Here is a 24,455-nt window from a genome sequence, read left to right on the forward strand (position 1 = left end):
AAATGAAAAAGACAGTTTTAACCTTAATGCTAGTGCTCGTTTGTATTGCAAACTTTGCTCAAACTCAAGAAATAGAAGAATCAGATTTTGAAAAGGATACCTATTTGCTTGTAGAAACGGTTTCTAAACCTGCTTTTCAACCTGTTGTTGATCAGTTTTCCTCAATTGTAGCTGAAGACAAAAGAGAAGCTTTTATAAAAGAGGTGGATAAAACCTTTCCAGAATTGTATGATTCTATGGCTAAAATATATATGGATGAATTTACACACGACGACATAAAAGCCTTATTAGAATTTTATAATACCCCGGTTGGTCAAAAGATGGCTGCTAAATCTGGTGTATTGGCACAACGTGGTATGATGGCTGGTCAATCTTGGGGGATCAAAGTACAGGGGCTTTTGTCAAAATTTCAGTAGCACGAATTTCTTCAACACATCATTTTGATCGAAGCAAGAAATCTAAAGTGAGGTCTTTTCAATAAATATATTTTTGATTCTAAAATGATGCGTTAGTTATCATTAAAACTAGATTCTTGCTTTCGCAGGAATGACAATTGAAATTAATCTTGCTCTTCTTGTGCTCTTTCAACAATATTTTCTGGTAATGCTTTCTTAGCCTTAGCACCCAATTTTTTAATTTTTTCTACACTTGCAATCAGGTTACCTTTTCCTTCAAAGAGCTTATTCATAGCTGCATTATAATCTGTTTTAGAAGCATCTATTTTTTTACCTACACCAATTAGATCTTTCATTAAGCCATCAAATTTATCATATAATGCACCGGCTTGACGTGCAATTTCAATGGCATTTCGCTGTTGCTTTTCATTGTTCCACATGGTATCTATTGTACGCAAAGTAGCCAATAGGGTAGCAGGTGTTACAATAACAATATTCTTTTCAAAAGCTTTATTGTACAACTGATTATCTTGATTAATAGCAATTGCAAAGGCGGGTTCAACCGGTACAAACAACAAAACAAAATCAGGCGATTCTATCTGATAAATATCTTCATATTTCTTTTCGCTCAATTGTACCACGTGACGGTTTAAGGAAGCTATATGCTCTTTTAAAGCTTGCTCTTTTTCCTGTTCATCCTCGTTATTCACAAATTGCTCATATGCTGTCAAAGACACCTTAGAGTCAATGATCATCTTTTTACTATCAGGTAGATGTATAACCACATCCGGCATCACACGCTTGCCATCATCAGACACAAAACTTTGTTGAATAAAGTATTCTCTATCTTTCTCTAAACCTGACTTTTCTAACACTCTCTCTAATACTAATTCACCCCAGTTTCCTTGTGTTTTACTATCACCTTTTAAGGCCTTAGTGAGGTTCAAAGCCTCTTTACTCATTTGCTCATTGAGTTCCTTGAGTCCAAGTATTTGCTGACGTAAAGCTGCGTGACGATCAATACTTTCTTTATGTGTGTCCTCAACTTTCTTTTCAAAAGTCTTGATTTTTTCCTGTAAAGGATTTAAAATGATTTTTAAATTCTCTTTATTCTGCTCAGTGAACTTATTTGATTTTTCATCTAGGATTTTATTGGCCAATAATTCAAAATCCTTTCGCAATTGCTCCTGTTGTTTTGCTAATTCTTTATCGCGTTCCTGATTTTGCTGTTGCAAATTTTCATATTCTGAATTTCTTCTTGTAAGCTCAGTATTTAAAAAATCTTTCTCACGCCTAACTTCCTCACGTTCATTTTCAGTTTTTTCAATGGTGTTTTTTAAGTCATCAATGGCTATTTGCAATTGCCTGTCACGTTCTTCAAGAGAACTTAATTGGGCCTTGCTTTTTAGACTATTAATATACATGCCTAATAAAACTCCAATAATAATAGCAACGATAAAAATGATGATATAAAGAATGCTTTCTTGCATAGACTAGTTAAAATTTATAAGGTTATATCCCTCTTTTTGAAAATGAACCAAGGTAGTCATTGCCGATAATGCCACTTTTACATCTTTAGAAACCTTCGTTCTATCTAAGTTTCTTGATTTCAAAGATTGTCCGCATACATAGATATCAACGTAAGCATCCTTAAGTGCCTTTAACAATGCTATGTTTGGATTGTTGTTACCTACAATTACATTTTTTGCAGCAGCACCGTGCAAAACCAACACTATATTCATATTTTGCATAGGGACACCTTGTTGGCCATGCATATTTAAGAAACGTGCCACGGTATTAATCATAAGGTTTTCTCTACCACCTTTAGAGAGGTCTGAATAAACATCAAAAATAACATTATAGGTTTTCTTAGTATCTAAAAGTAGATCGGGTTGGTCAATTTCAAAAACATTCCCATAATCTTTAATTATTGGTCCAGCCTTTTTCTCTTGAGATAACCCGTAAGTTATTGAAAAAAAGAATAATACAAGGTTGATAAAAGAAGTTTTCATTTTCCTAAATTTCAAACATTAATATTACAAAATATATAAGGATTGACCAGTATTTGATACTTTGTTTGTAAAATTGTATCATTGACTAATGAAATGGTTATCCATACTTATTTTTCAGAAGCTTTTAGGTTGGAAGATCATAGGTGATTTCCCAACGTTAAAAAAGTATGTCATTATTGTGGTGCCTCATACTAGTTGGGTAGATTTTCTGGTCGCTTTGTGTGTAAAGTTTATCAAGAATTTAAAAGTGAATTATGTAGGCAAGGCTTCATTGTTTAAATGGCCTTATGGTGCTTTTTTTAGGTATTTTGGTGGGCGTCCTGTAGATCGTTCAAAAAACACCAATAAAGTTCAAACTATCATTGATGAGTTTAAGGCCAGTGATGAATTTGTATTTGCTTTGTCACCTGAGGGTACAAGAAAAAAAGTAACTGAATTTAAAACTGGTTTTTATTATATAGCTGAAGGTGCAAAGGTACCAATAGTGATGGTAGCACTGGATTATGAAAATAAAGAGATTCGTGTTTCAGAACCCTATAGACTTACAGAGAATATGGAGGCTGACTTTGAGCATTTCTATTCGTATTTTAGAGGTGTGAAAGGAAAGAAAGCAGAATATAGTTTTTAATTTAATACTGCTTTTTCATTAATATTAGACGATGCAATCCTAAATACGCAGTTATTTTTAGAGTTTCTCCTTCTTCAATTTTGAAATACATTAATTCCCTGTTGTAAGAGTTATAGACACGGATCGTATCGTCACAGAATTCATCAAATTCCCATCTCAAATGTATTTCATTATTGAAAATACTGTCTTTTAAGTTTGGGTAAAAATAAAGTTGTTTGTTTTCTGTTATTTGAAAAACACTGCCAATAAAGTCATTGTTTTTTTGAGGTAAGGGGCTGCATATGTATGGAAAGTACTTTTGATATTGAACTACCCATTCACCATCAACATCGGACCCAGAGTAATCAGGATAGTAAACTGCACAAGACTGAATGAATATTGTAAGAATCAAAACTCGCTTCATAAAAAGAAGACGAACTTATATTGTTCTTGTTACTAATTTGAAATGATAGTTTCTATCGTGGCAAGTAATTTAAAATCCTTTTCAGTTACTCCATCTGCGTCATGGGTAGACAATCGAATAGCTAATTTATTGTATACATTACTCCATTCAGGGTGATGATTTTGTGCTTCTGCTTCAAAAGCTATTCTTGTCATGATAGAGAAACAATCTTTAAAGCTTTCAAATTCTAAGGTAGTTTCTATACCATTATTGATATATTCCCAATGTGAATAGTCTTTTAATTTCTCTTGTATTTGCTCTTCAGATAGTTTACTCATGATTTTTGTGTTAGATTGTCATGCTGAACTTGATTCAGCATCTATGTAAATAAATAGATTCCGCATCAAGTGCGGAATGACAAGATTGATGTATAAAAATACAAAAAGCAATCTACTTATTATTTGTCCTTCTGAGTGCAACGAAGAATCTATCCAAAAAAAGATGCTTCCTCAAAAGTCTTAAGGTCAGAATGAAAAGAAGATCCTTAGCCTTTATAAAAAGGTAATTTTATCACGGTTGCTGGCACAGCATTTTTACGAATTTGGATATGAATTATACTTCCAATATCTGTAAAAACCCTTGGTACATAACCTAGGCCTATACCTTTTTTTAGAGAAGGACTCATAGTACCTGAAGTAACTTCCCCCATTTTTTTTCCATTTCCATCCACAATATCATAGCCTTGACGAGGTATACCGCGGTCATTTAATTCAAAAGCGATTAATTTACGATCTGTACCATGCTCCTTTTGCTTTTTTAATTCTTCGTGGTTGGTAAATTCTTTCGTGAATTTGGTGATCCAACCCAATCCAGCTTCAATAGGAGAAGTAGTATCATTAATATCATTACCGTATAGGCAGAATCCCATTTCCAAACGTAATGTATCTCTTGCTGCCAAACCTATGGGTTTAATATCATAAGGTTCTCCAGCTTCCATTACTTTATGCCATACCTTTTCAACATCTTCATTTCGCACATAAATTTCAAACCCACCAGAGCCTGTATACCCGGTTGCAGAGATCATGACATGTTCAATACCTGCAAAATCAGCGACTTGAACAGTATAATATTTCATGTTTTCAAGATCAACTGAAGTTAATGACTGCATAGCTTCTGCAGCTTTAGGCCCTTGAATAGCCAACAAGGAAAAGTTTTCTGATACATCTCTCATCTCGGCACCTACATCATTTTTTGATTCAAGCCACTCCCAATCTTTTTGAATATTTGATGCATTTACTACCAGTACATATTTATCTTCCTCTAAACGATAGATAATTAAATCATCAACAATACCACCATCATCATTAGGCATACAGCTGTATTGTGCTTTACCATCAAATAACTTTGAGGCATCGTTAGAACAGGTTTTTTGAATTAAAGCCAGCGCATTAGGGCCAGAGATTACAAATTCACCCATATGAGAAACATCAAAAACACCAACTCCTTTTCTAACAGTTTCGTGTTCAATATTTACACCTTCATATTGTACGGGCATGTTATAGCCTGCAAAAGGCACCATTTTAGCTCCAAGAGCTTCATGTATATGAGTTAAAGCAGTATTGTTCATCTAAGTTTTGTGATTTGGTTCACAAAACTAATGATTAATTGTTGAGTAGAAAAGATTTTAGCTCTTCATAAGAACTGATGAACTTTGCTTCTTTTTTTCGATTAACAACTTCTTGTATTTGAGGAGGATATGCTATTTTTTTATTAACAACAGGTTCTACTACATCCAAAAACTTCACCGGGTGTGCTGTTTCTAAAAAGATGCATAGTGTATCAGGATTTTCTTGCTGGTATGATGTACACCCCAAGTAACCAACTGCACCATGTGGGTCAGCTACGTAATCAAAATTCTTATATAGATGCAGCATGGCATTACGTGTTTGATAATCTGTAAAGGCAAATGAGTATAACTCCTCTTTTAATTGTTTAAAGCTATTGTTGTGTAATTTTTGGATCCTAACAAAATTACTAGGATCACCAACATCCATGGCATTAGATATGGTTTGTACAGATGGTTTGGCTTCATAGTTTCCTGATTTCAAATACTCAGGAACCACATCGTTAGCATTTGTTGCTGCAACAAATTGATGTATAGGCAAGCCTAATTTTTTTGCCATCATTCCAGCACAAATATTTCCATAATTACCACTAGGCACTGAAAAAACCAGTTTTTTACTATTTTCTTTTAATTGCTTGTAAGCGAAAAAATAATAAAACATTTGAGGTAACCATCTTGCTATGTTAATAGAATTGGCAGATGTTAATTGGTGATTTTGAGTAATTGATTCATCTAAGAATGCTTTTTTTACCATTGTCTGACAATCATCAAATGTTCCTTCTACTTCTAGTGCTTTGATATTTTGTCCTAAGGTAGTTAATTGTTTTTCTTGAACATCACTTACTTTCTTGCTAGGATAAAGAATAACAACGTCTACATTTTCAACCCCTAAAAAGCCACTGGCAACAGCTCCACCTGTATCTCCTGAGGTAGCTACTAGAACAGTCACTTTATTGTTATTTCCTTTATTAAAATATCCGAGGCATCTAGCCATGAAACGAGCACCAACATCTTTAAAGGCCATGGTTGGCCCATGGAATAGCTCCAAGGTTTTTATATTTGATTCAATGTCAACAACAGGAAAATCAAAAACTAATGTTTCTTGTATGATTTCTTTTAAATCCTTTTCAGGGATTTCATCTCCAACAAACTGTTGAATTGCTTTGAGGGCAATCTCTTCATTAGAATATTCAGAAATAGTTTCAAAAAAATCTTTAGCAAGCGGCATAATATTTTCTGGAAAATACAAACCTCTATCAGGTGCCAACCCCTTAATTACTGCTTCTTCAAATGAGACAACAGGTGCATTATTGTTTAAACTATAGTATTTCATTGATGTGAAATCGTTTTTACGCCTTCAGTACTAATTTTAGAGGTGAAAACCTCAAAATCAATCGCAGTATTTGCATAGGTACTTTTCATAGAATCTGTTACCACATATGCATTCTCTTTTCCTTTACATAAAGCAAAAATTGTAGGACCTGATCCCGAAATTCCAGCTCCCAATGCACCCACTTCAATTGCTTTTTCTTTGACTTTATCAAAATAGGGAATGAGGTGTTTTCTTGCCGGTTCTACAATGACATCCTTTAGAGATCTACTTATTAAATTATAGTCATTTGTATGCAATCCGCTTATCAAGCCACCAACATTGGCCCATTGTGTTACAGCATCTGTTAATGGAATCTCTTTCTTCAATACATTCCGTGCATCTTCAGTTCGTATTTCTATTTGAGGGTGTATTAAGACAACATACAAATCTTCCGGAAAAGGTATTTTAACAATGTCTAATGGAGCACTTTCTCTAATAAGCACAAAGCCACCAAAAATAGCGGCGCAAACATTATCAGCAATCTGAGAACCACAAGCAGCTTCTTCACCTAGCATGGCAAATTGAGCAAGTTCAGTATTATTATAGCCCAGCCCTAATAGTTCATTAACGGCGAAAGCAGTACCTGCAGCACTTGCAGCACTTGAACCCAGCCCACTTCCTGGTTTAAATCCTTTATAAATTTCTATTTCTAAACCTGAATCAATATTTTTATCTAAAAGCATTGCTTTAGCGACGGTACCAACCAGATTCTGATCAATGTTATAAGGAAGATCGGCTCCTTCAATTTTAGTAATTTTCAGTTCTTTTGAAGGCGTTTGTCTAAAGACCATTTCATCACCAATACCTTCTAAGGCCAATCCTAAAGCATCAAAACCACAAGACACATTAGCAACAGTGCCTGGAGCAAATATCTTAATCTCATTCATTAGCTAATCATTTGCCGTTTTGATAATGTCAGCAAAAAGACCAGAAGCAGTTACTTCGGCACCTGCACCTGCACCTTTTACTATCATAGGTTGTTCGCTATATCTATTCGTATAAAACATCACTATATTGTCTTTACCCTCTAAATTATAAAATGGGTGTCCCACAGGAATTTCTTTGAGACCAACTTTGGCCTTACCTTCATTAAACTCTGCTACATATTTTAATTTACAATCATTTTCTTTTGCCTTGTTATAAAGGTTATTGAAATGATGAGCCTCTTCTTGAAGGCTCTTGTAAAAATCCTCTACAGAATCAGCATTTAAATTACTATCTGTAAGAAAAGAAGTGTTTTCTATATCGTCTAGTTCAATTTCATATCCACTTTCTCTTGCTAGAATTAAAATTTTTCTTGCTACATCAACACCACTCAGATCTATTCTTGGGTCAGGCTCTGTATATCCTTCCTCTTGTGCTTGCCTTACCACATCATGAAAACTTCCATCTGAATTAAAATTGTTGAAAATAAAATTCAAACTTCCTGATAGCACCGCTTGAATAGAATGTACTTTATCGCCTGAAGTAATTAAATTATTAAGCGTGTCAATTATTGGCAATCCGGCACCAACATTCGTTTCAAATAAAAATGGTGCATTGTACTTCTTTGACAAATATTTTAAATTTCTATATTCATTCAAGCTACCAGAACATGCAATTTTATTACAAGCAACTACTGCAATACTGTTTTCTAAGTACTTTTGATACATATTAGATACATGAGCATTAGCCGTTATATCTACAAAAACACTATTTCTTAGATTTAGGTCAATTACTTTTTCTAAAAAGACACTCAAATCGGCTTCATCAGAAGAACTCAAACTTACTTCCCAATTTTCTAAATCAATTCCATGTTCTTTGAACACCATTTTCCTAGAATTTGAAAGACTTATGATTCTAAGGTTGATGCTTAAGTTTTCTCTTAGATATAATTGTTGTTGCCTGATTTGATCAATTAGTTTACTGCCAACGTTTCCAACACCTGTTATAAATAGATTAACTTGCTTCAGATTTCCTTCAAAGAAATGCTCATGTAAGCTATTCAAAGCTTTTTTTGCATCTTCTGTTGCTATTACAGCAGAAATATTATTTTCAGAAGCACCTTGTGCAATGGCTCTAATATTTACATTGTTTTTTCCTAAGGTACTAAACATTCTACCACTGATACCCTGATGACTTTTCATCTGATCGCCTACCAAAGCGATAATGGCCAAATCCTTTTCAACATCTATAGGTTTGATCCTTCCTTTAGACATTTCAAACTCAAAAACATCTTCAATTAACTGTTTTGATAATATCGCTTTTTCTTCATCTATGCCAATACATATGGAATGCTCTGAAGACGCTTGTGTAATAAGTTTAATATTAATATCATGCAAGCCTAGAGTTTCAAAAATGCGTTTTGATATTCCGGGTACACCAATCAATCCTGATCCTTCTATGGTAATCAATGCTATATTTTCTATATAAGAAATGCCTTTTACCGGCATAACATCTTTACTTAATACATTTGTGATTAGGGTACCTTTGCTTTCAGGCTCAAAAGTATTCTTGATTAATATTGGAATTTCATTAGTTAAGGCCGGATGTATAGTTGGTGGATATATAACCTTGGCACCAAAGTGTGAAAGTTCCATAGCTTCTTGATAGGAAATTTCTGTTATGGGTTTTGCCTGTTTCACAATCTTTGGATTAGCAGTATACATACCACTTACATCTGTCCAAATTTCTAATACTTCACTATTCAAAGCGGCAGCAAAAATAGCGGCAGTATAATCTGACCCTCCGCGTCCTAAAACGGTTGTTTCTTTTCTGGTATTAGCCGCAACAAATCCTGGAATAATGATCACATCAGCATTTGATTTCTCAATAGCTTGTTTAATATTTGTGTTTGATTTTTCGAAATCTACACTAGCATTTGTATAGACATTATTGGCTACTAAAAGATCGCGAGCATCTAAGCGCTCAGAATTTAAACCTTGAGATTGCATAGCCTCATTAATAACATATGATGAAATAAGCTCGCCGAAGCTCACAATTTTTGCTTCAACTTTAGGAGTAACTTCTTGTATTAAGGCTATACCTTTATACAGCCCTTTTAAATCTTCAAGCTTATTTTGTATGAACTTATAAACCTTGTTTTTTGCTTGCTCATCGTCTATTAATTCATTTACAATGTTGATTTGCCTATCAATAATTTCTTGAACGATTTTATCAACTTTTTTGTGCTTGGCTTTTAAAGCTTTTTCAATGCTGTCAAGAAGTAAATTGGTAATACCAGAAAATGCAGATACAACAACAATCTGCTTTTCCTGATTTCCTTTTGCTATTGAAATAACCGATTTTATATTTTGAGCAGAGCCTACTGAAGTACCGCCGAATTTTAAAACTTTCACCTTAATGTTTTTTGCTAACTATAATTAAACAATAATAACTGAACTAAATGAATGATATATTTATAAATTAACCCCGAAGGGTCATAATAGAAATAGTAGTATGGCCGATAATGCCAAAAATAGATGAAGTGATATGAATGTTTTTATTGTTTTGCACCAAGCAAAGTTAATTTATAAAAAATTAAATACAAGTTAAATCAACCATTAGTATCGTTTTTTATGACATTAGTATTTACTACTATTTTTATTCACATATTTTTAATAAAAATGTTATTATTCTGCTAAAATTATAATTGTATTTTTATCCAAATTAAAATGTCGTCATGATAAAGAAATTTTTAATCACTTCTATTACTTTATTGGGCATTACTTTTTCAAGTGCTCAAGAGCTGTTACCAACAGATTTTTTATCAACAGATTTTCACGAAAATAGAAGAGATGCATTGCGCAGCAGCATGCCTCAAAACAGTGTAGCTGTTTTTTTTGCCAACCCTATCAGAAATAGGGCAAATGATGTAGATTATGTGTACCATCAAGATCCCAATTTTTATTACTTGACAGGTTATAGAGAACCTAATGCAGTTTTGGTTGTTTTTTCAGAAAAAGTAGCTTTAGATGGCACTATGGTAGATGAAGTGATGTATGTACAAAGCAAAAACCCTACTGCAGAAATGTGGACAGGTAGAAGACTTGGTGTAAAAGGAACTAAAGAACAACTTGGATTTGATACAGTTTTTCAAGCTGAAGAATTTGCTAATCTGGGTATAGATTTTAAACAATTTAATAAGGTATTAATCTTTGATTTTAAAAATGACTATAGAAACTCTTCAAGAAATGCAGCAGATATTTTTGATTTAACAGAACAACTCAAAGAGAAAATTGGTTACAAAAAAGAGTTGGTTCCTAACCCTACTAAAGATAGGTTGTATCAAGTCATAAAGTCTACAGATATTGAAAATAGTGCAAATGTTGCTCAAAATTTAGGTAGATACCTTGACTTCTACCCTGAGTTAAAAAAAGATGAATTGTTGGTTGGCTATCAAACCGCTTCTAATAATGCATTACGAAAAGAATTCAAGCAAAAAATTACATTCAAACTTGATTCAAAACCTAAAACGAATATAGATATACTAACACTTGGTGGATTGATGGGATCCTTGCGTGAGATAAAATCTGAAGAAGAACTCAAATTATTAAAAAAGGCAGTTGAAATTTCAGCTGTAGGACAGATTGAAATTATGAAAGCCATGCATTCTAATATGTCTGAAACTGAAATACAAGGTGTACATGAGTTTGTTTATAAAAAATATGGTGCAGAGTATGAAGGTTACCCTTCAATAGTCGGAGGTGGAAATAATGGCTGTATTCTACATTATATTGAAAACAATAAAACCAAAGTAGGTAATGATCTTGTGTTAATGGATTTGGGTGCTGAGTACCGTGGCTATACAGCTGATGTCACTAGAACAATACCTGCAAATGGCAAGTTCTCGCCTGAGCAAAAGGCTATATATGATTTAGTATACCGGGCGCAGGAAGCAGGAATAGCAGAAGCAAAAATTGAAAACCCATTTAATGCACCTAATTCAGCTACTATAGAAGTTATCAATAAAGGCCTTGTTGAACTTGGAATTATTAAATCCTTGGATGAGAAACATAATTACTATCCTCATGGTTCTTCGCATTATCTAGGTTTAGATGTTCATGATCCTGGGAATTATGGTCCATATAAAGAGAATATGGTCATTACTGTAGAACCAGGAATTTATATTCCTGATGGTAGCCCATGTGATAAAAAATGGTGGGGAATTGCTGTACGTATAGAAGATGATATTCTTATTACAAAAAATGGTCCCGTCAATTTATCTGCTAGAGCTCCTAGAAAATCAGATAAGATTGAAAAAATGATGAAACAAACAAGTGTTCTAGATAATTTTAAATTGCCTAAGCTGGATTAAAACTCAATGATTTCTTGATTTTTGATAAGATCATCTATAGTTTCTCGCCTTCTTATAAGGAAGTCTTTTCCCTTGACTACCAATACTTCTACAGGTCGATACCTTGAATTATAATTTGAAGCCATAGAAAAGCAATAGGCGCCAGCATTGCTAAAACACAAGATGTCACCTTCGCTGATCTCACTAATTCTTCTGTTAGCTCCTAGTGTATCAGTTTCACAAATGTATCCTACAACACTATAAAATCTTTGCTTACCGTCAGGGTTAGATATATTATCAATATGATGATAGGCGTCATAAAACATAGGGCGTATCAGATGATTCATGCCTGAATCAACTCCTGCAAAAACAGTTGAAGTAGTTTGCTTTACTACATTAACATTTGCTAAAAATTTTCCTGCTTCGCTCACCAAAAATTTTCCAGGTTCGAACATCAAAGAAAGTTCTCTACCAAAGTCATTACAGAAATTATTAAACTGATGTGATAATTTTTTACCCAGTTCTTCTATATCCGTTTCAATATCACCTTCTTTATATGGTACCTTGAAGCCGCTTCCAAAATCAATAAATTCAATATTTTCAAAGGTCTTTGCTGCATTAAAAAGAATTTCTGTAGCTCTTAAAAAAGCATCAACGTCATAAATGTCTGATCCTGTATGCATGTGAATACCATTGATCAACATTCCCGTATTTTCAACCACTCTATGAATATGTGGTAATTGATGAATGGATATGCCAAACTTAGAATCAATATGCCCCACAGAAATTTTACTATTTCCTCCAGCCATAATATGTGGATTGATACGTATACAAACAGGTGTTTCAGGATACTTCTGTCCAAACTGCTCTAAAATGGAAATATTATCAATGTTTATTTGTACACCAAGTTCTCTGGCTTGTTCAATCTCTTCTAATGATACACCATTAGGTGTATAAATAATTTCATTGGGGTCAAAACCTGCTTTAAGTCCCAATTGAACTTCTTGTATTGATACAGTATCTAGACCTGAACCTAATGTTTTTATGAATTTTAAGACGCTAACATTTGACAATGCTTTTGCAGCATAGTTTATCCTTAAACTTTGCACATCTTTAAAGGCACTTGTAATGCGCTCATATTGAGAAGCAATTTTATCGGAATTGTACACATATAAAGGAGTACCATATTTCTTTGTTAGGTCTAATAAAAATTCAGAAGTCATAATTTATGATTCATAATTGGTGGGTAAAAATAGAAATAACAATATTCTAGAAGTAGTTAATTCCTAAAAACAAACATATTTTGATTTCCTGTTAATTTTTAGTTCGTTCAGCTGTCAACTCAGCTATCTTTACAATTACTTGAACAGCTTTTTCCATAGATTCAACAGGAATATACTCATAACGTCCATGAAAATTATGACCGCCCGCAAAGATATTAGGGCAGGGGAGTCCTTTATATGAAAGTTGAGATCCGTCCGTACCACCTCGAATAGCTTTGATTATTGGTTGAATTCCTAAACTTTTCATTGCCTCTTCAGCTATGTCAACAATATGCATCACAGGTTCAATTTTCTCTTTCATATTGTAATATTGATCTTCTATGGTAACAGAAATTAAGTCTATACCTAATTTCTTGTTAATGTTATCGGTAATTTTCCCGAAGTTAGCTTTACGTTCTTCAAATAACCCCTTGTCATGATCTCTAATGATATATTGTAATTCTGTTTGTTCAACAGAACCCTTGTTAGCATATAGATGATAGAAACCTTGATATTCTTCTGTTTCCTGTGGAATTTCATTTTTAGGTAATGCCGATATAAATTCATTTGCAATCAACATTGAATTCACCATTTTGCCTTTGGCGTATCCAGGGTGTACTATTTTACCCTCAATAATTACCTTGGCTCCAGCCGCATTAAAATTTTCATATTCTAATTCACCTACCTGACTTCCATCCATTGTGTATGCCCATTCAGCTCCAAATTTATCAACGTCAAATAAATGTGCTCCTTTACCCACTTCTTCGTCAGGTGTAAAAGCTACTCGAATCTTACCATGTTTAATTTCAGAGTTTTGAATTAAATATTCCATAGCAGAAACAATTTCTGTAACACCAGCCTTATCATCAGCCCCAAGAAGTGTTGTGCCATCAGTAGTAATCAATGTTTGTCCTTTGTATAAAAGTAAATCCTCAAAATAATCAGGAGATAAGATGATGTTTTCCTTTGTATTTAAAACAATGTCTTCTCCACTATAATTTTCATGAATTTGAGGATTAACATTCGTTCCTGAATAATCAGGACTTGTATCTATATGCGCTATAAACCCAATAGTAGGAACCTCAAAATCAATATTACTTGGCAATGTTGCCATGATATAGCAATTCTCATCTAAAGTAACATCTTTCATTCCTATTTTTTCTAAATCTTCAACGAGAATTTTTGCTAAATCCCATTGCTTTTCAGTACTAGGAAATTTAGGATTTTCAGGGTCTGATTGGGTATCTATTCTTACATATTTAATGAAACGATCTATAATATTTTCCATAGTAATTATTGGATGAATTTTATCTTATCAGTAATATTTAAAGATTCGCAGAAGCGCCCATCAACATTGACATCACCATATACTTTGGTGGTTAGTAAAAAATACTCATCTATTTCAGATTTAATGTAAACCTGTAAAAAATTATAAGGATAGTTATTGTATAAACCTCTTGAAAGGTTCCAATACATGTCTTTTTTATGAAATTTTCCAAACCCTGACTTAACTGGGAGTAATTTTTCTCTAATTCTTAATGTATCATTGATCTTTTGTTCAAAATCTTCATCAAAATATAATTCACCTTGATACCAAGCTATATCTATGATGTAAGTTTCTGTTAATTGTTTTGTAGTATCAGCGGCATAAATTTGTGATTTATACTCATCGTAGTATAGTTGTTTTTTCCATCCAATAGGAAGCTGAATTCTAAACTTCTTTAAAATATCACGAATTTCCTTAGTTGTACCTATATCAGATTTCGTTTCACAGTTAAACTCCTTCAATACATCATTTTTTTGACAGCCAAACACTAATATTATGAAAGCTAATAAAAAGGAAGTTTTGATAAGAGGTTGATAGTTGACTTTTAACACAATTAATATTAATTTTAAGAGTTTACCAAAAGTATAAGTTTTACGAATAACAGCAAGCTAGTATCTAAATTTTTATGAAAGCTTTGGTAATTTCTGGCGGTGGGAGCAAAGGAGCCTTTGCAGGAGGCGTGACCGAATACTTGATTGAAGAAAAAGAAAAAGATTATGATCTTTTTCTTGGGACTTCAACAGGTAGTCTTATGGTATCTCATTTGGCCTTAGGAAAATTATATGACCTAAAAGCTATTTATACCACGGTAACACAACGCAAGATTTTTAGCAATAATCCTTTTGTAGTAAAAACGGTACATGGTGAAAAAGTAGTAAGTGTAAATCATTTGAACACATTATGGAATTTTATTAATGGTCGCCGTACGTTTGGAGAGAGTAAGAACTTAAGAAAGTTTATTAAAAAATATGTTACAGAAGATTATTTTAATAGGATCAAAGAATCTGATAAAGATGTTATTGTAACCGTATCAAATCTTACCAGAAATCAAGTTGAATATAAATCTATTAAGGATTATGAGTATAAAGATTTTTGTGATTGGATTTGGGCGTCGTGCAACTATGTGCCATTTATGAGCTTACTCAGAAAAGATAAATTTGAGTATGCAGATGGCGGTTTTGGTTGTTTAGTACCTATACAGGAAGCCATTTTACGCGGAGCCAAAGAAGTTGATGCTATTATTTTAGAAACAGAAATTTCCCAATTGAATAGACTACCTTCAAAAAACCCATTTACCCTAATGAGCAATGTCTTTGAGTTTATGCTAGATCATGTTGAACGTCATAATGTAAGTATTGGTAAATTAGAGGCTAAACATAAAGATGTAAAATTGAATCTATATTATACGCCTACCGTTTTAACTACAAACTCTTTGGTCTTTAATAAGAAGCTAATGAAAAAATGGTGGAAGTATGGTTACAAACATGCCCAAAAGCAATATTTAGAAATGAATAAATTAAAAGATTGAAAATTATTTGGATTTATAAAATTAAATTCTAAATATTTGTAATGATAAAAGAAACCATGAATTTAACACAATTACATCATCACCATTTTCATATGTTCGCTCAGGCGAGTTGAAAATGTATTTGCTGTAATAAAAAAATATATTTAAACCCGTTTGAGTACATCAAGCGGGTTTTTCATTTCTTGATATGATGTATTCAGACAAAATGAAGATTAAAAATGAGTAAATTAAAGATTGCCATACAGAAGTCTGGTAGATTAAATGAAGATTCTCTAAGAATCTTAAAAGATTGCGGTATTGCAATTGACAATGGAAAAGATCAATTGAAAGCATCTTCGAGAAATTTTCCATTAGAAGTATTTTATCTGCGAAATGGAGATATACCTCAGTATTTGCGTGATGGAGTGGTGGACATAGCTATTATTGGAGAAAATGTCTTGATTGAAAAAGGAAACGATATAGACTTTGTTGAACGACTGGGATTTTCTAAATGTAGAGTTTCCCTTGCGGTACCTAAATCTGAATTGTATACTAACAGTAACTATTTTGAAGGTAAGAAAATAGCAACATCATATCCAAATACCGTTAAAAGTTACTTTGAGTCAAAAGGTATTAATGCAGATTTACATATCATTAATGGCTCAGTAGAAATTGCACCAAATATTGGCTTGGCCGATGGTATTTGCGATATTGTTTCCAGTGGGAGTACTTTGTTCAAAAATAACCTGAAAGAGGTAGAAGTACTTTTGACCTCTGAAGCTGTATTAGCTGTATCACCAAAAATATCTCAAGAGAACCAAGAGTTGCTGAATAAGTTGCAATTCAGGATTCAATCAGTCTTAAAGGGGCGCCAATCAAGGTACGTACTGCTAAATGCCCCTAATGATAAATTACAAGATATCATAGATGTTTTGCCTGGTATGCGAAGTCCAACGGTACTACCCTTAGCAGAAAAGGATTGGAGCTCAGTACACTCAGTAATTAGTAAAAACCAGTTTTGGGAAATTATTGATGAATTAAAAAAAGCTGGAGCTGAAGGAATATTGGTTTGCCCAATAGAAAAAATGGTGTTGTAATGAAAAAGATAATTAATCCTGATAGAGCAGAGTGGACGGAATTATTAAAAAGACCTACACAATCAATAGAGGATATTGAGGAGACCGTTACCCAAATATTTGATGAAGTTAAGCAAAAAGGTGATGAAGCACTCAAAAAATACACTTCCTTGTTTGATGGTGTGCAAATAGAAAGTCTATTAGTTTCTGAAAAAGAGATAACAACAGCTGCCGCTGAAATTTCTACTGATCTAAAAGAAGCCATTCGATTGGCAAAAAGTAATATTGAAAAGTTTCATAAGGCTCAGATAACAGAAAAGATAACGATTGAAACGTTAAAAGGTGTTTCTTGCTGGCAAGAAAAAAAACCTATTCAAAAAGTTGGACTTTATATTCCAGGAGGGACGGCACCACTATTTTCAACAGTATTAATGCTGGCAGTTCCGGCATCTATTGCAAATTGTCAAGAGATTATCCTTTGCTCTCCACCAGATAGAAATGGTAACATCAATCCTGTAATATTATATGCAGCACAATTGTGCGGTGTTACAAAAATTTTTAAAGTTGGAGGTATTCAAGCTATTGGGGCAATGACTTTTGGTACGGAAACGATACCAAAAACGTATAAGATTTTTGGACCGGGTAATCAGTATGTTACAGTGGCAAAACAGCTGGCTACTAAGTTCAATACTGCTATAGACATGCCCGCCGGCCCTAGCGAGTTGCTAGTGGTAGCAGATACTTCTGCAAATGCTTCTTTTGTTGCTTCTGATTTATTGAGTCAGGCTGAACATGGTAAGGATAGCCAAGTTATTTTGGTTAGCACTTCAGCAAAATTAATCGATAAAGTAGAATTTGAGTTAGAAAAGCAAATTGCAGTATTACCAAGAAAAGAAATTGCTGTGACAGCCATCAATAACTCAAAATTAATTTTGATGGAAAATGATGCTAAAGCTTTAGAGTTTATTAATGAATATGGTCCTGAACATTTTATTATTTGCGTAGAAAGTGAGGATTATTATATTGAGAATATTCAAAATGCAGGTTCAGTATTTGTAGGAAATTATACACCTGAAAGCGCTGGAGATTATGCTTCAGGCACAAATCATACTTTGCCTACAAATGGCTATGCAAAACAGTACAGTGGTGTAAATCTTGACAGCTTTATGAAAGCTATGACTTTTCAGAAAATTTCAAAAGAAGGTCTTAAAATAATTGGTCCTGCTGTAGAATTAATGGCTGAAGCCGAAGGTTTGCAAGCACATAAAAATGCTATTAGCTTAAGACTTAAAAGCGTTGAAGATGAATAGTTTTGATCTTTCAAGTATAGCTCGTGAAAATGTATTAGAGATGAAGCCCTATTCATCGGCTAGAGATGAATTCAAGGATTTTGATACAGATATGATCTTTTTGGATGCCAATGAAAATCCTTTTGAAAGTGGAGTTAATCGTTATCCAGATCCACAACAGTTAAAGCTCAAAAAAGCCTTAGCTAGTTTAAAAGGTCTAGAAATTGAAAACATTCTTTTAGGCAATGGCAGTGATGAAGTTTTAGATTTAATTTTTCGTGTGTTTTGCTATCCTGAAAAGGATAATGTAATTACACTGCCTCCTACATATGGTATGTATAAGGTGCTGGCAGAAACAAATGCTATTGAAAATAGAGAGGTATTGTTAGCTGAAGATTTTCAACCCAATACCGAGAAAATACTTTCAGCTATTGATAACAACACTAAACTTATTTTTTTATGCTCACCAAATAATCCAACCGCCAACTCTTTTGAAGCAACCAAAATTGAACGACTAATTAAAGGTTTTAGCGGTATTGTGGTGATTGACGAGGCCTATATAGATTTTTCGGATAAAGAATCATGGCTAAGGCGTTTGGAAGAGTTTCCCAACCTTATTGTAACACAAACTTTATCTAAAGCCTATGGAATGGCTGGTATTCGTTTAGGTATTTGTTATGCATCTACCCAAATAATAGGGCTTTTAAATAAGATCAAACCTCCCTACAATGTGAATGAACTGACACAAGAAAGGGCTCTTAAAAGAGTGCTTGATCAAAAGGCAGTATCAAAGGAGGTAATTAAGATAATCTCAGAGAGAGCAAAACTTAGAGAAGAATTATCTAAGATAGAATTTGTAAAGAGAATATCTCCAACAGATGCCAATTTTCTATTAATAGAAGTAGATGATGCAGATAGGCGATATCATGAACTTATTGACAAAGGAATTGTTATTAGAAATAGGTCAAACCAACCTTTATGCGAAAACTGTCTACGATTTACAGTAGGTACAAAAGAAGAAAACAAAAGATTAATAGAAGTATTAAAAGAACTATAAATGAAAAAAGTACTCTTTATTGACAGAGATGGAACCATCATTAAGGAAACAGCAGATGAGCAAATTGATGCTTTTGATAAAATGGTATTCTACCCAAAGGTGTTTACATATTTGGGTAAAATAGCTAAGGAGTTGGACTATGAGTTAGTAATGATTACGAATCAAGATGGATTAGGCACTGATGCTTTTCCAGAAGAAACATTTTGGCCCGTACACAATTTCATTTTAGAATCTTTTGAAAATGAAGAAGTTGTTTTCGATAAAATATTTATTGATCGAACATTTCCGCATGAAAATGCAAATACGCGCAAACCTGGAACCGGGCTACTGACTGAATACTTTTCTGAGGAGTATGATCTTCAAAACTCTTTTGTCATTGGAGACCGATTAACAGATATGGAGCTCGCTAAAAATTTAGGAGCAAAAGGTATCTTTATTGATGATGAAACAAATCTAGGTGTTGGTGAAACGAGTGTTAGCGATCATGAACTAGAGAAGTCAATTGCTTTAGAAAGCAATGACTGGCAAAAAATTTATGAGTTTTTAAAGCTGAAAGACCGCGTGGCTGAGATTACAAGAAAGACCAATGAAACGGATATTTCTATTAAACTCAATCTTGATGGAACAGGTAAGAGTAACATAGATACTGGGATAGCCTTTTTTGATCATATGTTAGATCAGTTAGCACGCCATGGTCAAATGGATTTGGATATCTTGGTTAAAGGTGATCTTGAAGTTGATGAGCATCATACCATAGAAGATACAGCTATTGCTTTAGGAGGAGTTTTTGGAAAGGCATTAGGAAATAAATTAGGTATTGAGCGCTATGGATTTTGTCTACCAATGGATGATTGTCTTGCCCAAGTTGCTATTGATTTTGGAGGGCGTAATTGGCTTGTTTGGGAAGCAGACTTTAAACGTGAAATGATTGGAAAAATGCCAACGGAAATGTTTTACCATTTTTTCAAATCGTTTACTGATGGCGCTAAAGCCAATCTCAATATTAAAGCGGAAGGTACTAATGAGCATCACAAAATAGAAGCTATTTTTAAAGCCTTTGCAAAAGCTATAAAAATGGCAAAAAATAGAGACGTGGAGAAAATGATTTTACCGTCAACCAAAGGCATGTTATAGATGAAAATAGTCATTGTAAATTATGGTGCTGGTAATATTCAATCCATTAAGTTTGCCCTTAAGCGCTTAGGGTATGAAGCCCTGTTAAGTGATAGTGCAAAAGAGATTAAAGCTGCTGATAAAGTTATTTTTCCAGGAGTTGGTGAGGCCAGTAATGCTATGAAAAAATTGAAAGCTACTGGATTGGATAAATTGATTCCAGAATTAAAACAACCTGTTTTGGGTATTTGCTTGGGTATGCAATTAATGTGTCGTTATTGCGAGGAGGGAGACACCCAAGGTTTAGGTATTTTTCAAGATGATGTAGTGAAATTTAATCATAAAGTAAAGGTACCCCAAATAGGATGGAATCAGATTTCAAATTTAAAAGGAGAATTATTTAAGGATATAAATGAAAGTGATTATATGTATTTGGTACATAGCTATTATGCTCCGTTGTGTGAAGAAACTATAGCATCTAGCACGTATGGTATTGAATATTCAACAGCGCTGCAAAAGGATAATTTTTATGGGGTTCAATTTCACCCTGAAAAAAGCAGTAAAGTGGGTGAGCAACTATTGAAAAACTTTTTGGAGTTATGAGAATTATACCTGCAATAGACATTATTGATGGAAAGTGCGTTCGCCTTTCTAAGGGTGATTACGATACGAAGAAAGTATATAATGAAAAACCACTTGAGGTTGCCAAAGAGTTCGAAACACATGGTATTCAATATTTACATTTAGTTGATCTTGATGGTGCTAAGTCAAAACATATAGTCAATTATAAAGTATTAGAACAAATTGCAACTAAAACGGATTTAAAAATTGATTTTGGTGGTGGTTTGAAATCGGATGAAGATTTAAGAATAGCATTTGAAAGTGGCGCAAATCAGATTACAGGAGGAAGTATAGCGGTTAAAGATTCTGAAATATTTGAGGAATGGATCCTAAAGTTTGGTGCAGAGAAAATCATTTTAGGTGCAGATGCTCTAGATGAGAAAATAGCTGTAAGTGGTTGGTTGGAAGAAAGTGATCAGGAATTAATTCCGTTTATAAAAAATTATCAAGAGAAAGGAATTCAATATGTTATATGTACAGATATTTCTAAAGATGGAATGCTGCAAGGTCCTTCTTTTGAGCTTTATAAAAGGATTCTGACCGAAGTAAGTAACATAAGGTTAATTGCGTCAGGTGGCATTTCGGCTTTTGATGAATTACCAAAGTTGGCAGAAATTAGATGTGAGGGAGCCATCATAGGAAAGGCTATTTATGAAAATAGAATTAGTTTAAAACAATTAGAAAACTATATAATTAATAATTAAAGGTCATTGCGAGGAGTTCGAAACGAACGACGCAGCAATCTTTTAAACAGATTGCTTCATTTCATTCGCAATGACGAATGTGAATTATGCTAACAAAAAGAATCATACCCTGTTTAGATATTAAAAATGGACGTACTGTAAAAGGTGTCAATTTTGTTGATTTGCGGGACGCTGGTGACCCGGTTGAATTGGCAGATGTTTACTCTAAAGCTGGGGCTGATGAATTGGTGTTTTTAGATATTTCGGCTACTGAAGAACGAAGAAGAACCCTACATGACTTGGTGTTGAAAGTAGCCGAACGAATTAATATTCCTTTTACAGTTGGTGGTGGTATTTCTTCAGTTGAAGATGTAGATGATTTGCTGCACTGTGGCGCAGACAAGGTCTCTATAAATTCTGCGGCTGTTAAGAATCCTGAACTCATTAATGAATTGTCTAACAAATTTGGCAATCAATGTATTGTGGTAGCTATAGACGCCAAGCAAATTAATGGTAATTGGAAGGTGCATTTAGTTGGTGGTAAGGTGCCAACGGAAGTTAACCTCTTTGAATGGGCAAAAGAAGTTGAACAAAGAGGCGCAGGAGAAATCCTCTTCACATCAATGGATCATGATGGAACCAAAAATGGTTTTGCAAATGAAGCTTTGGCGAGATTATCAAAGGAAGTGAATATTCCAATAATTGCTTCGGGAGGAGCAGGTACAATTCAACATTTTGCAGATACCTTTATTAAAGGTAAGGCAGATGCAGCGTTAGCGGCAAGCGTTTTTCATTTTAAAGAAATTGAAATAGCCGATTTGAAAAGAGAGTTAAGGGAGAATAATATTCTTGTAAGGTTATAAATCTTTGTCATTCCTGCGAAGGCAGGAATCTCATCAATATGAATCGTAAAAAAACTAATATATTTCTGCCTCCGATAACTATCAGGACGGAGGAATGACAATTAAAACTTATGAATATAAACTTCAATAAAAATAAAGACGGCTTAGTGCCAGCCATCATTCAAGACGCAATAACCAAAAATGTATTAATGTTAGGTTATATGAATGAAGCGGCCTATGAAAAAACACTATCAACTAAAAAAGTGACTTTTTTTAGCCGCTCTAGACAGCGCTTATGGACTAAAGGAGAAGAGAGTGGTAATTTCTTAAGCTTGGTAGACCTTAAGCTAGACTGTGATAATGACACTTTGCTTATAAGCGTACATCCTAACGGGCCCACTTGCCATACAGGCTCTGATACTTGTTGGAATGAACCCAATAACCCATCTTATGGATTTTTGTCTGAACTTGAATCTATCATTCAAAATAGAAAAGAAAACCAAAACGATGAAAATTCCTATGTAGCATCCCTTTTCAGAAAAGGCATCAATAAAATAGCGCAGAAAGTAGGAGAGGAAGCTGTTGAAACAGTTATAGAAGCAAAAGACACGAATGATCAACTTTTTTTGAACGAAGCGGCCGACCTTTTATTTCATTATTTAATCTTGTTAAAAGCTAAAGGTTTTTCATTGAATGATATCGCCGAAGTTCTGAAGAAAAGACATTAACAATTCTTTAATGTTTTTCATCTGATTTAGTCGTATTTTTATACAATGGCGCAAAGCATTAGGAAAGGATTCATATTTGATACATTTAAAGCCGAAGAGCAGTCACCTTTTGAAAAGTTATTTGAGATTTTTCAGGAGTTGATTGTGCATACTTCTGGAGATGTAGATGAAGCCATTGATTGGCTACGCCAATTGGATGAAGAATATGAACTCACTACGCCTCATTATACGATTGATGATTTTATTGAAGATCTCAAAAAGAAAGGGTATTTGCGTGAAGAAATCCAGCCTAATGGTAGTGGAAACGGTTTAAAGATCACAGCAAAGACTGAGCGAGCTATCAGACAAAGAGCACTAGATCAAATGTTTGGTAAGCTAAAACGCAGCCGATCAGGAAATCATAAAACAAAATCTCTTGGAGTAGGTGATGAACAAACAGGTGAGTTCAGAAATTATCAATTTGGAGACACACTCGATCGTATCTCTATGACCGAAAGCATAAAAAATGCCCAGATTAATCATGGAATTGGTGATTTCACCATCAATGAAAATGATTTGGTGGTTGAAGAAACCAATTTCAAGGCACAGATGAGTACTGTATTGATGATAGATATTAGCCATAGTATGATATTGTATGGTGAAGATCGAATTACACCTGCAAAAAAAGTGGCTATGGCGTTGGCTGAATTGATCACAACACGATATCCTAAAGATACCTTTGATATTATTGTATTTGGTAATGATGCCTGGCCCATTTCTATCAAAGATTTGCCTTATTTGAATGTGGGGCCATATCACACAAATACGGTTGCGGGATTACAATTAGCGATGGATATTCTACGTAGAAAACGTAATACTAACAAACAGATATTTATGATTACTGATGGTAAACCTAGTTGTATGCGCTTACCAGATGGCACTTATTATAAGAACAGTGTAGGTTTAGACAAGCATATTGTTGAACGGTGTTATACCATGGCAGCACAGGCCAGAAAATTGCATATACCCATTACAACATTTATGATTGCTCAAGACCCTTATTTGATGCAATTTGTGCGTCATTTTTCTGAGGCAAATAAAGGAAAAGCATTCTTTACGGGGTTAAAAGGATTGGGAGAAATGATTTTTGAAGATTACGAAAATAACAGAAAGAAAAATATAAAAGGATAAATCTATCACCCTGAGCGGAGTCGAAGGGTTTTATAAACTAAAACAAAAAATGGATTCCTGCTTCCGATAGCTATCGGAAGCAGGAATGATAA

The 24,455-nt window shown here is 33.9% G+C and carries 24 protein-coding genes; 13 read left to right on the forward strand and 11 right to left on the reverse strand.

What is annotated here, in order from left to right; translation table 11 throughout:
• Window positions 1-2 precede the first annotated feature (2 nt).
• Window positions 3-416, forward strand: a complete 414-nt coding sequence (locus tag AC1EU5_RS11335) for a DUF2059 domain-containing protein (protein WP_480192503.1) — start codon at window positions 3-5, stop codon at window positions 414-416.
• 143 nt (window positions 417-559) lie between these two features.
• On the opposite strand, the gene AC1EU5_RS11340 is transcribed toward AC1EU5_RS11335, so the two are convergent.
• Together AC1EU5_RS11340 and AC1EU5_RS11345 are read right to left on the reverse strand one after the other, a co-directional pair.
• Window positions 560-1,885: a DNA recombination protein RmuC gene (locus AC1EU5_RS11340; protein WP_480192504.1), complete on the reverse strand. Its 1,326-nt coding sequence runs from the start codon at window positions 1,883-1,885 to the stop codon at window positions 560-562.
• A gap of 3 nt (window positions 1,886-1,888) precedes the next feature.
• The gene (locus AC1EU5_RS11345; protein ID WP_480192505.1) at window positions 1,889-2,407 is read right to left on the reverse strand and encodes a DsrE family protein; all 519 of its coding nucleotides are present in this window, start codon (window positions 2,405-2,407) and stop codon (window positions 1,889-1,891) included.
• Between the two features lie 88 nt (window positions 2,408-2,495).
• Here AC1EU5_RS11345 and AC1EU5_RS11350 point away from each other — a divergent pair, with 88 nt between their 5' ends.
• On the forward strand, window positions 2,496-3,035 hold the full coding sequence (locus AC1EU5_RS11350; RefSeq protein WP_480192506.1) for a 1-acyl-sn-glycerol-3-phosphate acyltransferase: 540 nt from the start codon (window positions 2,496-2,498) through the stop codon (window positions 3,033-3,035).
• Window position 3,036: 1 nt separating this feature from the next.
• Here AC1EU5_RS11350 and AC1EU5_RS11355 read toward each other — a convergent pair whose 3' ends face one another.
• From AC1EU5_RS11355 to thrA, 6 genes are all read right to left on the reverse strand, one after another.
• Entirely contained in the window at window positions 3,037-3,438 is a 402-nt protein-coding gene (locus AC1EU5_RS11355) for a hypothetical protein (protein WP_480192507.1), read from the reverse strand.
• A 32-nt stretch (window positions 3,439-3,470) separates the two neighbouring features.
• Window positions 3,471-3,755 carry a 4a-hydroxytetrahydrobiopterin dehydratase gene (locus AC1EU5_RS11360; RefSeq protein WP_480192508.1) on the reverse strand — a complete coding sequence of 95 codons (285 nt, stop codon included), beginning with the start codon at window positions 3,753-3,755 and terminating at the stop codon, window positions 3,471-3,473.
• A gap of 206 nt (window positions 3,756-3,961) precedes the next feature.
• Entirely contained in the window at window positions 3,962-5,044 is a 1,083-nt protein-coding gene (gcvT, locus tag AC1EU5_RS11365) for a glycine cleavage system aminomethyltransferase GcvT (protein ID WP_480192509.1), read from the reverse strand.
• A 34-nt stretch (window positions 5,045-5,078) separates the two neighbouring features.
• On the reverse strand, window positions 5,079-6,374 hold the full coding sequence (gene thrC, locus AC1EU5_RS11370; RefSeq protein ID WP_480192510.1) for a threonine synthase: 1,296 nt from the start codon (window positions 6,372-6,374) through the stop codon (window positions 5,079-5,081).
• The gene (locus AC1EU5_RS11375) at window positions 6,371-7,300 is read right to left on the reverse strand and encodes a homoserine kinase (protein WP_480192511.1); all 930 of its coding nucleotides are present in this window, start codon (window positions 7,298-7,300) and stop codon (window positions 6,371-6,373) included. Before AC1EU5_RS11375 ends, thrC begins: the two co-directional genes overlap by 4 nt.
• Window positions 7,301-7,303: 3 nt before the next feature.
• Complete coding sequence (gene thrA, locus AC1EU5_RS11380; protein ID WP_480192512.1) at window positions 7,304-9,751, reverse strand: bifunctional aspartate kinase/homoserine dehydrogenase I; 2,448 nt, start codon at window positions 9,749-9,751, stop codon at window positions 7,304-7,306.
• A gap of 323 nt (window positions 9,752-10,074) precedes the next feature.
• Between thrA and AC1EU5_RS11385 the strand changes: the two genes are divergently transcribed.
• Window positions 10,075-11,709 carry an aminopeptidase P N-terminal domain-containing protein gene (locus AC1EU5_RS11385; protein WP_480192513.1) on the forward strand — a complete coding sequence of 545 codons (1,635 nt, stop codon included), beginning with the start codon at window positions 10,075-10,077 and terminating at the stop codon, window positions 11,707-11,709.
• On the opposite strand, the gene lysA is transcribed toward AC1EU5_RS11385, so the two are convergent.
• The 3 genes from lysA to AC1EU5_RS11400 all read right to left on the reverse strand — a co-directional run bounded on the left by lysA (window position 11,706) and on the right by AC1EU5_RS11400 (window position 14,738).
• Complete coding sequence (lysA, locus tag AC1EU5_RS11390) at window positions 11,706-12,911, reverse strand: diaminopimelate decarboxylase (RefSeq protein WP_480192514.1); 1,206 nt, start codon at window positions 12,909-12,911, stop codon at window positions 11,706-11,708. The two genes, AC1EU5_RS11385 and lysA, sit on opposite strands and share 4 nt — an antisense overlap.
• A 91-nt stretch (window positions 12,912-13,002) precedes the next feature.
• Window positions 13,003-14,238, reverse strand: coding sequence for a peptidase T (gene pepT, locus AC1EU5_RS11395; protein ID WP_480192515.1), 1,236 nt, complete (start codon window positions 14,236-14,238; stop codon window positions 13,003-13,005).
• Window positions 14,239-14,243: 5 nt separating this feature from the next.
• Complete coding sequence (locus tag AC1EU5_RS11400) at window positions 14,244-14,738, reverse strand: hypothetical protein (RefSeq protein WP_480192516.1); 495 nt, start codon at window positions 14,736-14,738, stop codon at window positions 14,244-14,246.
• 164 nt (window positions 14,739-14,902) lie between these two features.
• On the opposite strand from AC1EU5_RS11400, the gene AC1EU5_RS11405 reads away from it, so the two are divergent.
• The 10 genes from AC1EU5_RS11405 (at window position 14,903) to AC1EU5_RS11450 (ending at window position 24,363) form a co-directional block, all read left to right on the forward strand.
• Entirely contained in the window at window positions 14,903-15,805 is a 903-nt protein-coding gene (locus AC1EU5_RS11405) for a patatin-like phospholipase family protein (protein ID WP_480192517.1), read from the forward strand.
• A 218-nt stretch (window positions 15,806-16,023) separates the two neighbouring features.
• On the forward strand, window positions 16,024-16,881 hold the full coding sequence (gene hisG / locus AC1EU5_RS11410) for an ATP phosphoribosyltransferase (protein WP_480192518.1): 858 nt from the start codon (window positions 16,024-16,026) through the stop codon (window positions 16,879-16,881).
• Window positions 16,881-18,170 (forward strand): histidinol dehydrogenase, encoded by a 1,290-nt coding sequence (hisD, locus tag AC1EU5_RS11415; RefSeq protein WP_480192519.1) that lies wholly within the window; start codon window positions 16,881-16,883, stop codon window positions 18,168-18,170. Before hisG ends, hisD begins: the two co-directional genes overlap by 1 nt.
• Entirely contained in the window at window positions 18,163-19,206 is a 1,044-nt protein-coding gene (hisC, locus tag AC1EU5_RS11420; RefSeq protein WP_480192520.1) for a histidinol-phosphate transaminase, read from the forward strand. Before hisD ends, hisC begins: the two co-directional genes overlap by 8 nt.
• Window positions 19,207-20,340: a bifunctional histidinol-phosphatase/imidazoleglycerol-phosphate dehydratase HisB gene (gene hisB, locus AC1EU5_RS11425; RefSeq protein ID WP_480192521.1), complete on the forward strand. Its 1,134-nt coding sequence runs from the start codon at window positions 19,207-19,209 to the stop codon at window positions 20,338-20,340.
• The gene (gene hisH, locus AC1EU5_RS11430) at window positions 20,341-20,922 is read left to right on the forward strand and encodes an imidazole glycerol phosphate synthase subunit HisH (RefSeq protein WP_480192522.1); all 582 of its coding nucleotides are present in this window, start codon (window positions 20,341-20,343) and stop codon (window positions 20,920-20,922) included.
• Window positions 20,919-21,644: a 1-(5-phosphoribosyl)-5-[(5-phosphoribosylamino)methylideneamino]imidazole-4-carboxamide isomerase gene (gene hisA, locus AC1EU5_RS11435; RefSeq protein ID WP_480192523.1), complete on the forward strand. Its 726-nt coding sequence runs from the start codon at window positions 20,919-20,921 to the stop codon at window positions 21,642-21,644. Before hisH ends, hisA begins: the two co-directional genes overlap by 4 nt.
• Before the next feature lie 86 nt (window positions 21,645-21,730).
• Window positions 21,731-22,486 carry an imidazole glycerol phosphate synthase subunit HisF gene (hisF, locus tag AC1EU5_RS11440; RefSeq protein ID WP_480192524.1) on the forward strand — a complete coding sequence of 252 codons (756 nt, stop codon included), beginning with the start codon at window positions 21,731-21,733 and terminating at the stop codon, window positions 22,484-22,486.
• Window positions 22,487-22,596: 110 nt separating this feature from the next.
• Window positions 22,597-23,193: a bifunctional phosphoribosyl-AMP cyclohydrolase/phosphoribosyl-ATP diphosphatase HisIE gene (gene hisIE, locus AC1EU5_RS11445; RefSeq protein WP_480192525.1), complete on the forward strand. Its 597-nt coding sequence runs from the start codon at window positions 22,597-22,599 to the stop codon at window positions 23,191-23,193.
• Window positions 23,194-23,238: 45 nt separating this feature from the next.
• Window positions 23,239-24,363 (forward strand): vWA domain-containing protein, encoded by a 1,125-nt coding sequence (locus tag AC1EU5_RS11450; RefSeq protein WP_480192526.1) that lies wholly within the window; start codon window positions 23,239-23,241, stop codon window positions 24,361-24,363.
• Window positions 24,364-24,455 lie beyond the last annotated feature (92 nt).

It is taken from the genome of Maritimimonas sp. 2405UD52-3, from assembly GCF_056591715.1.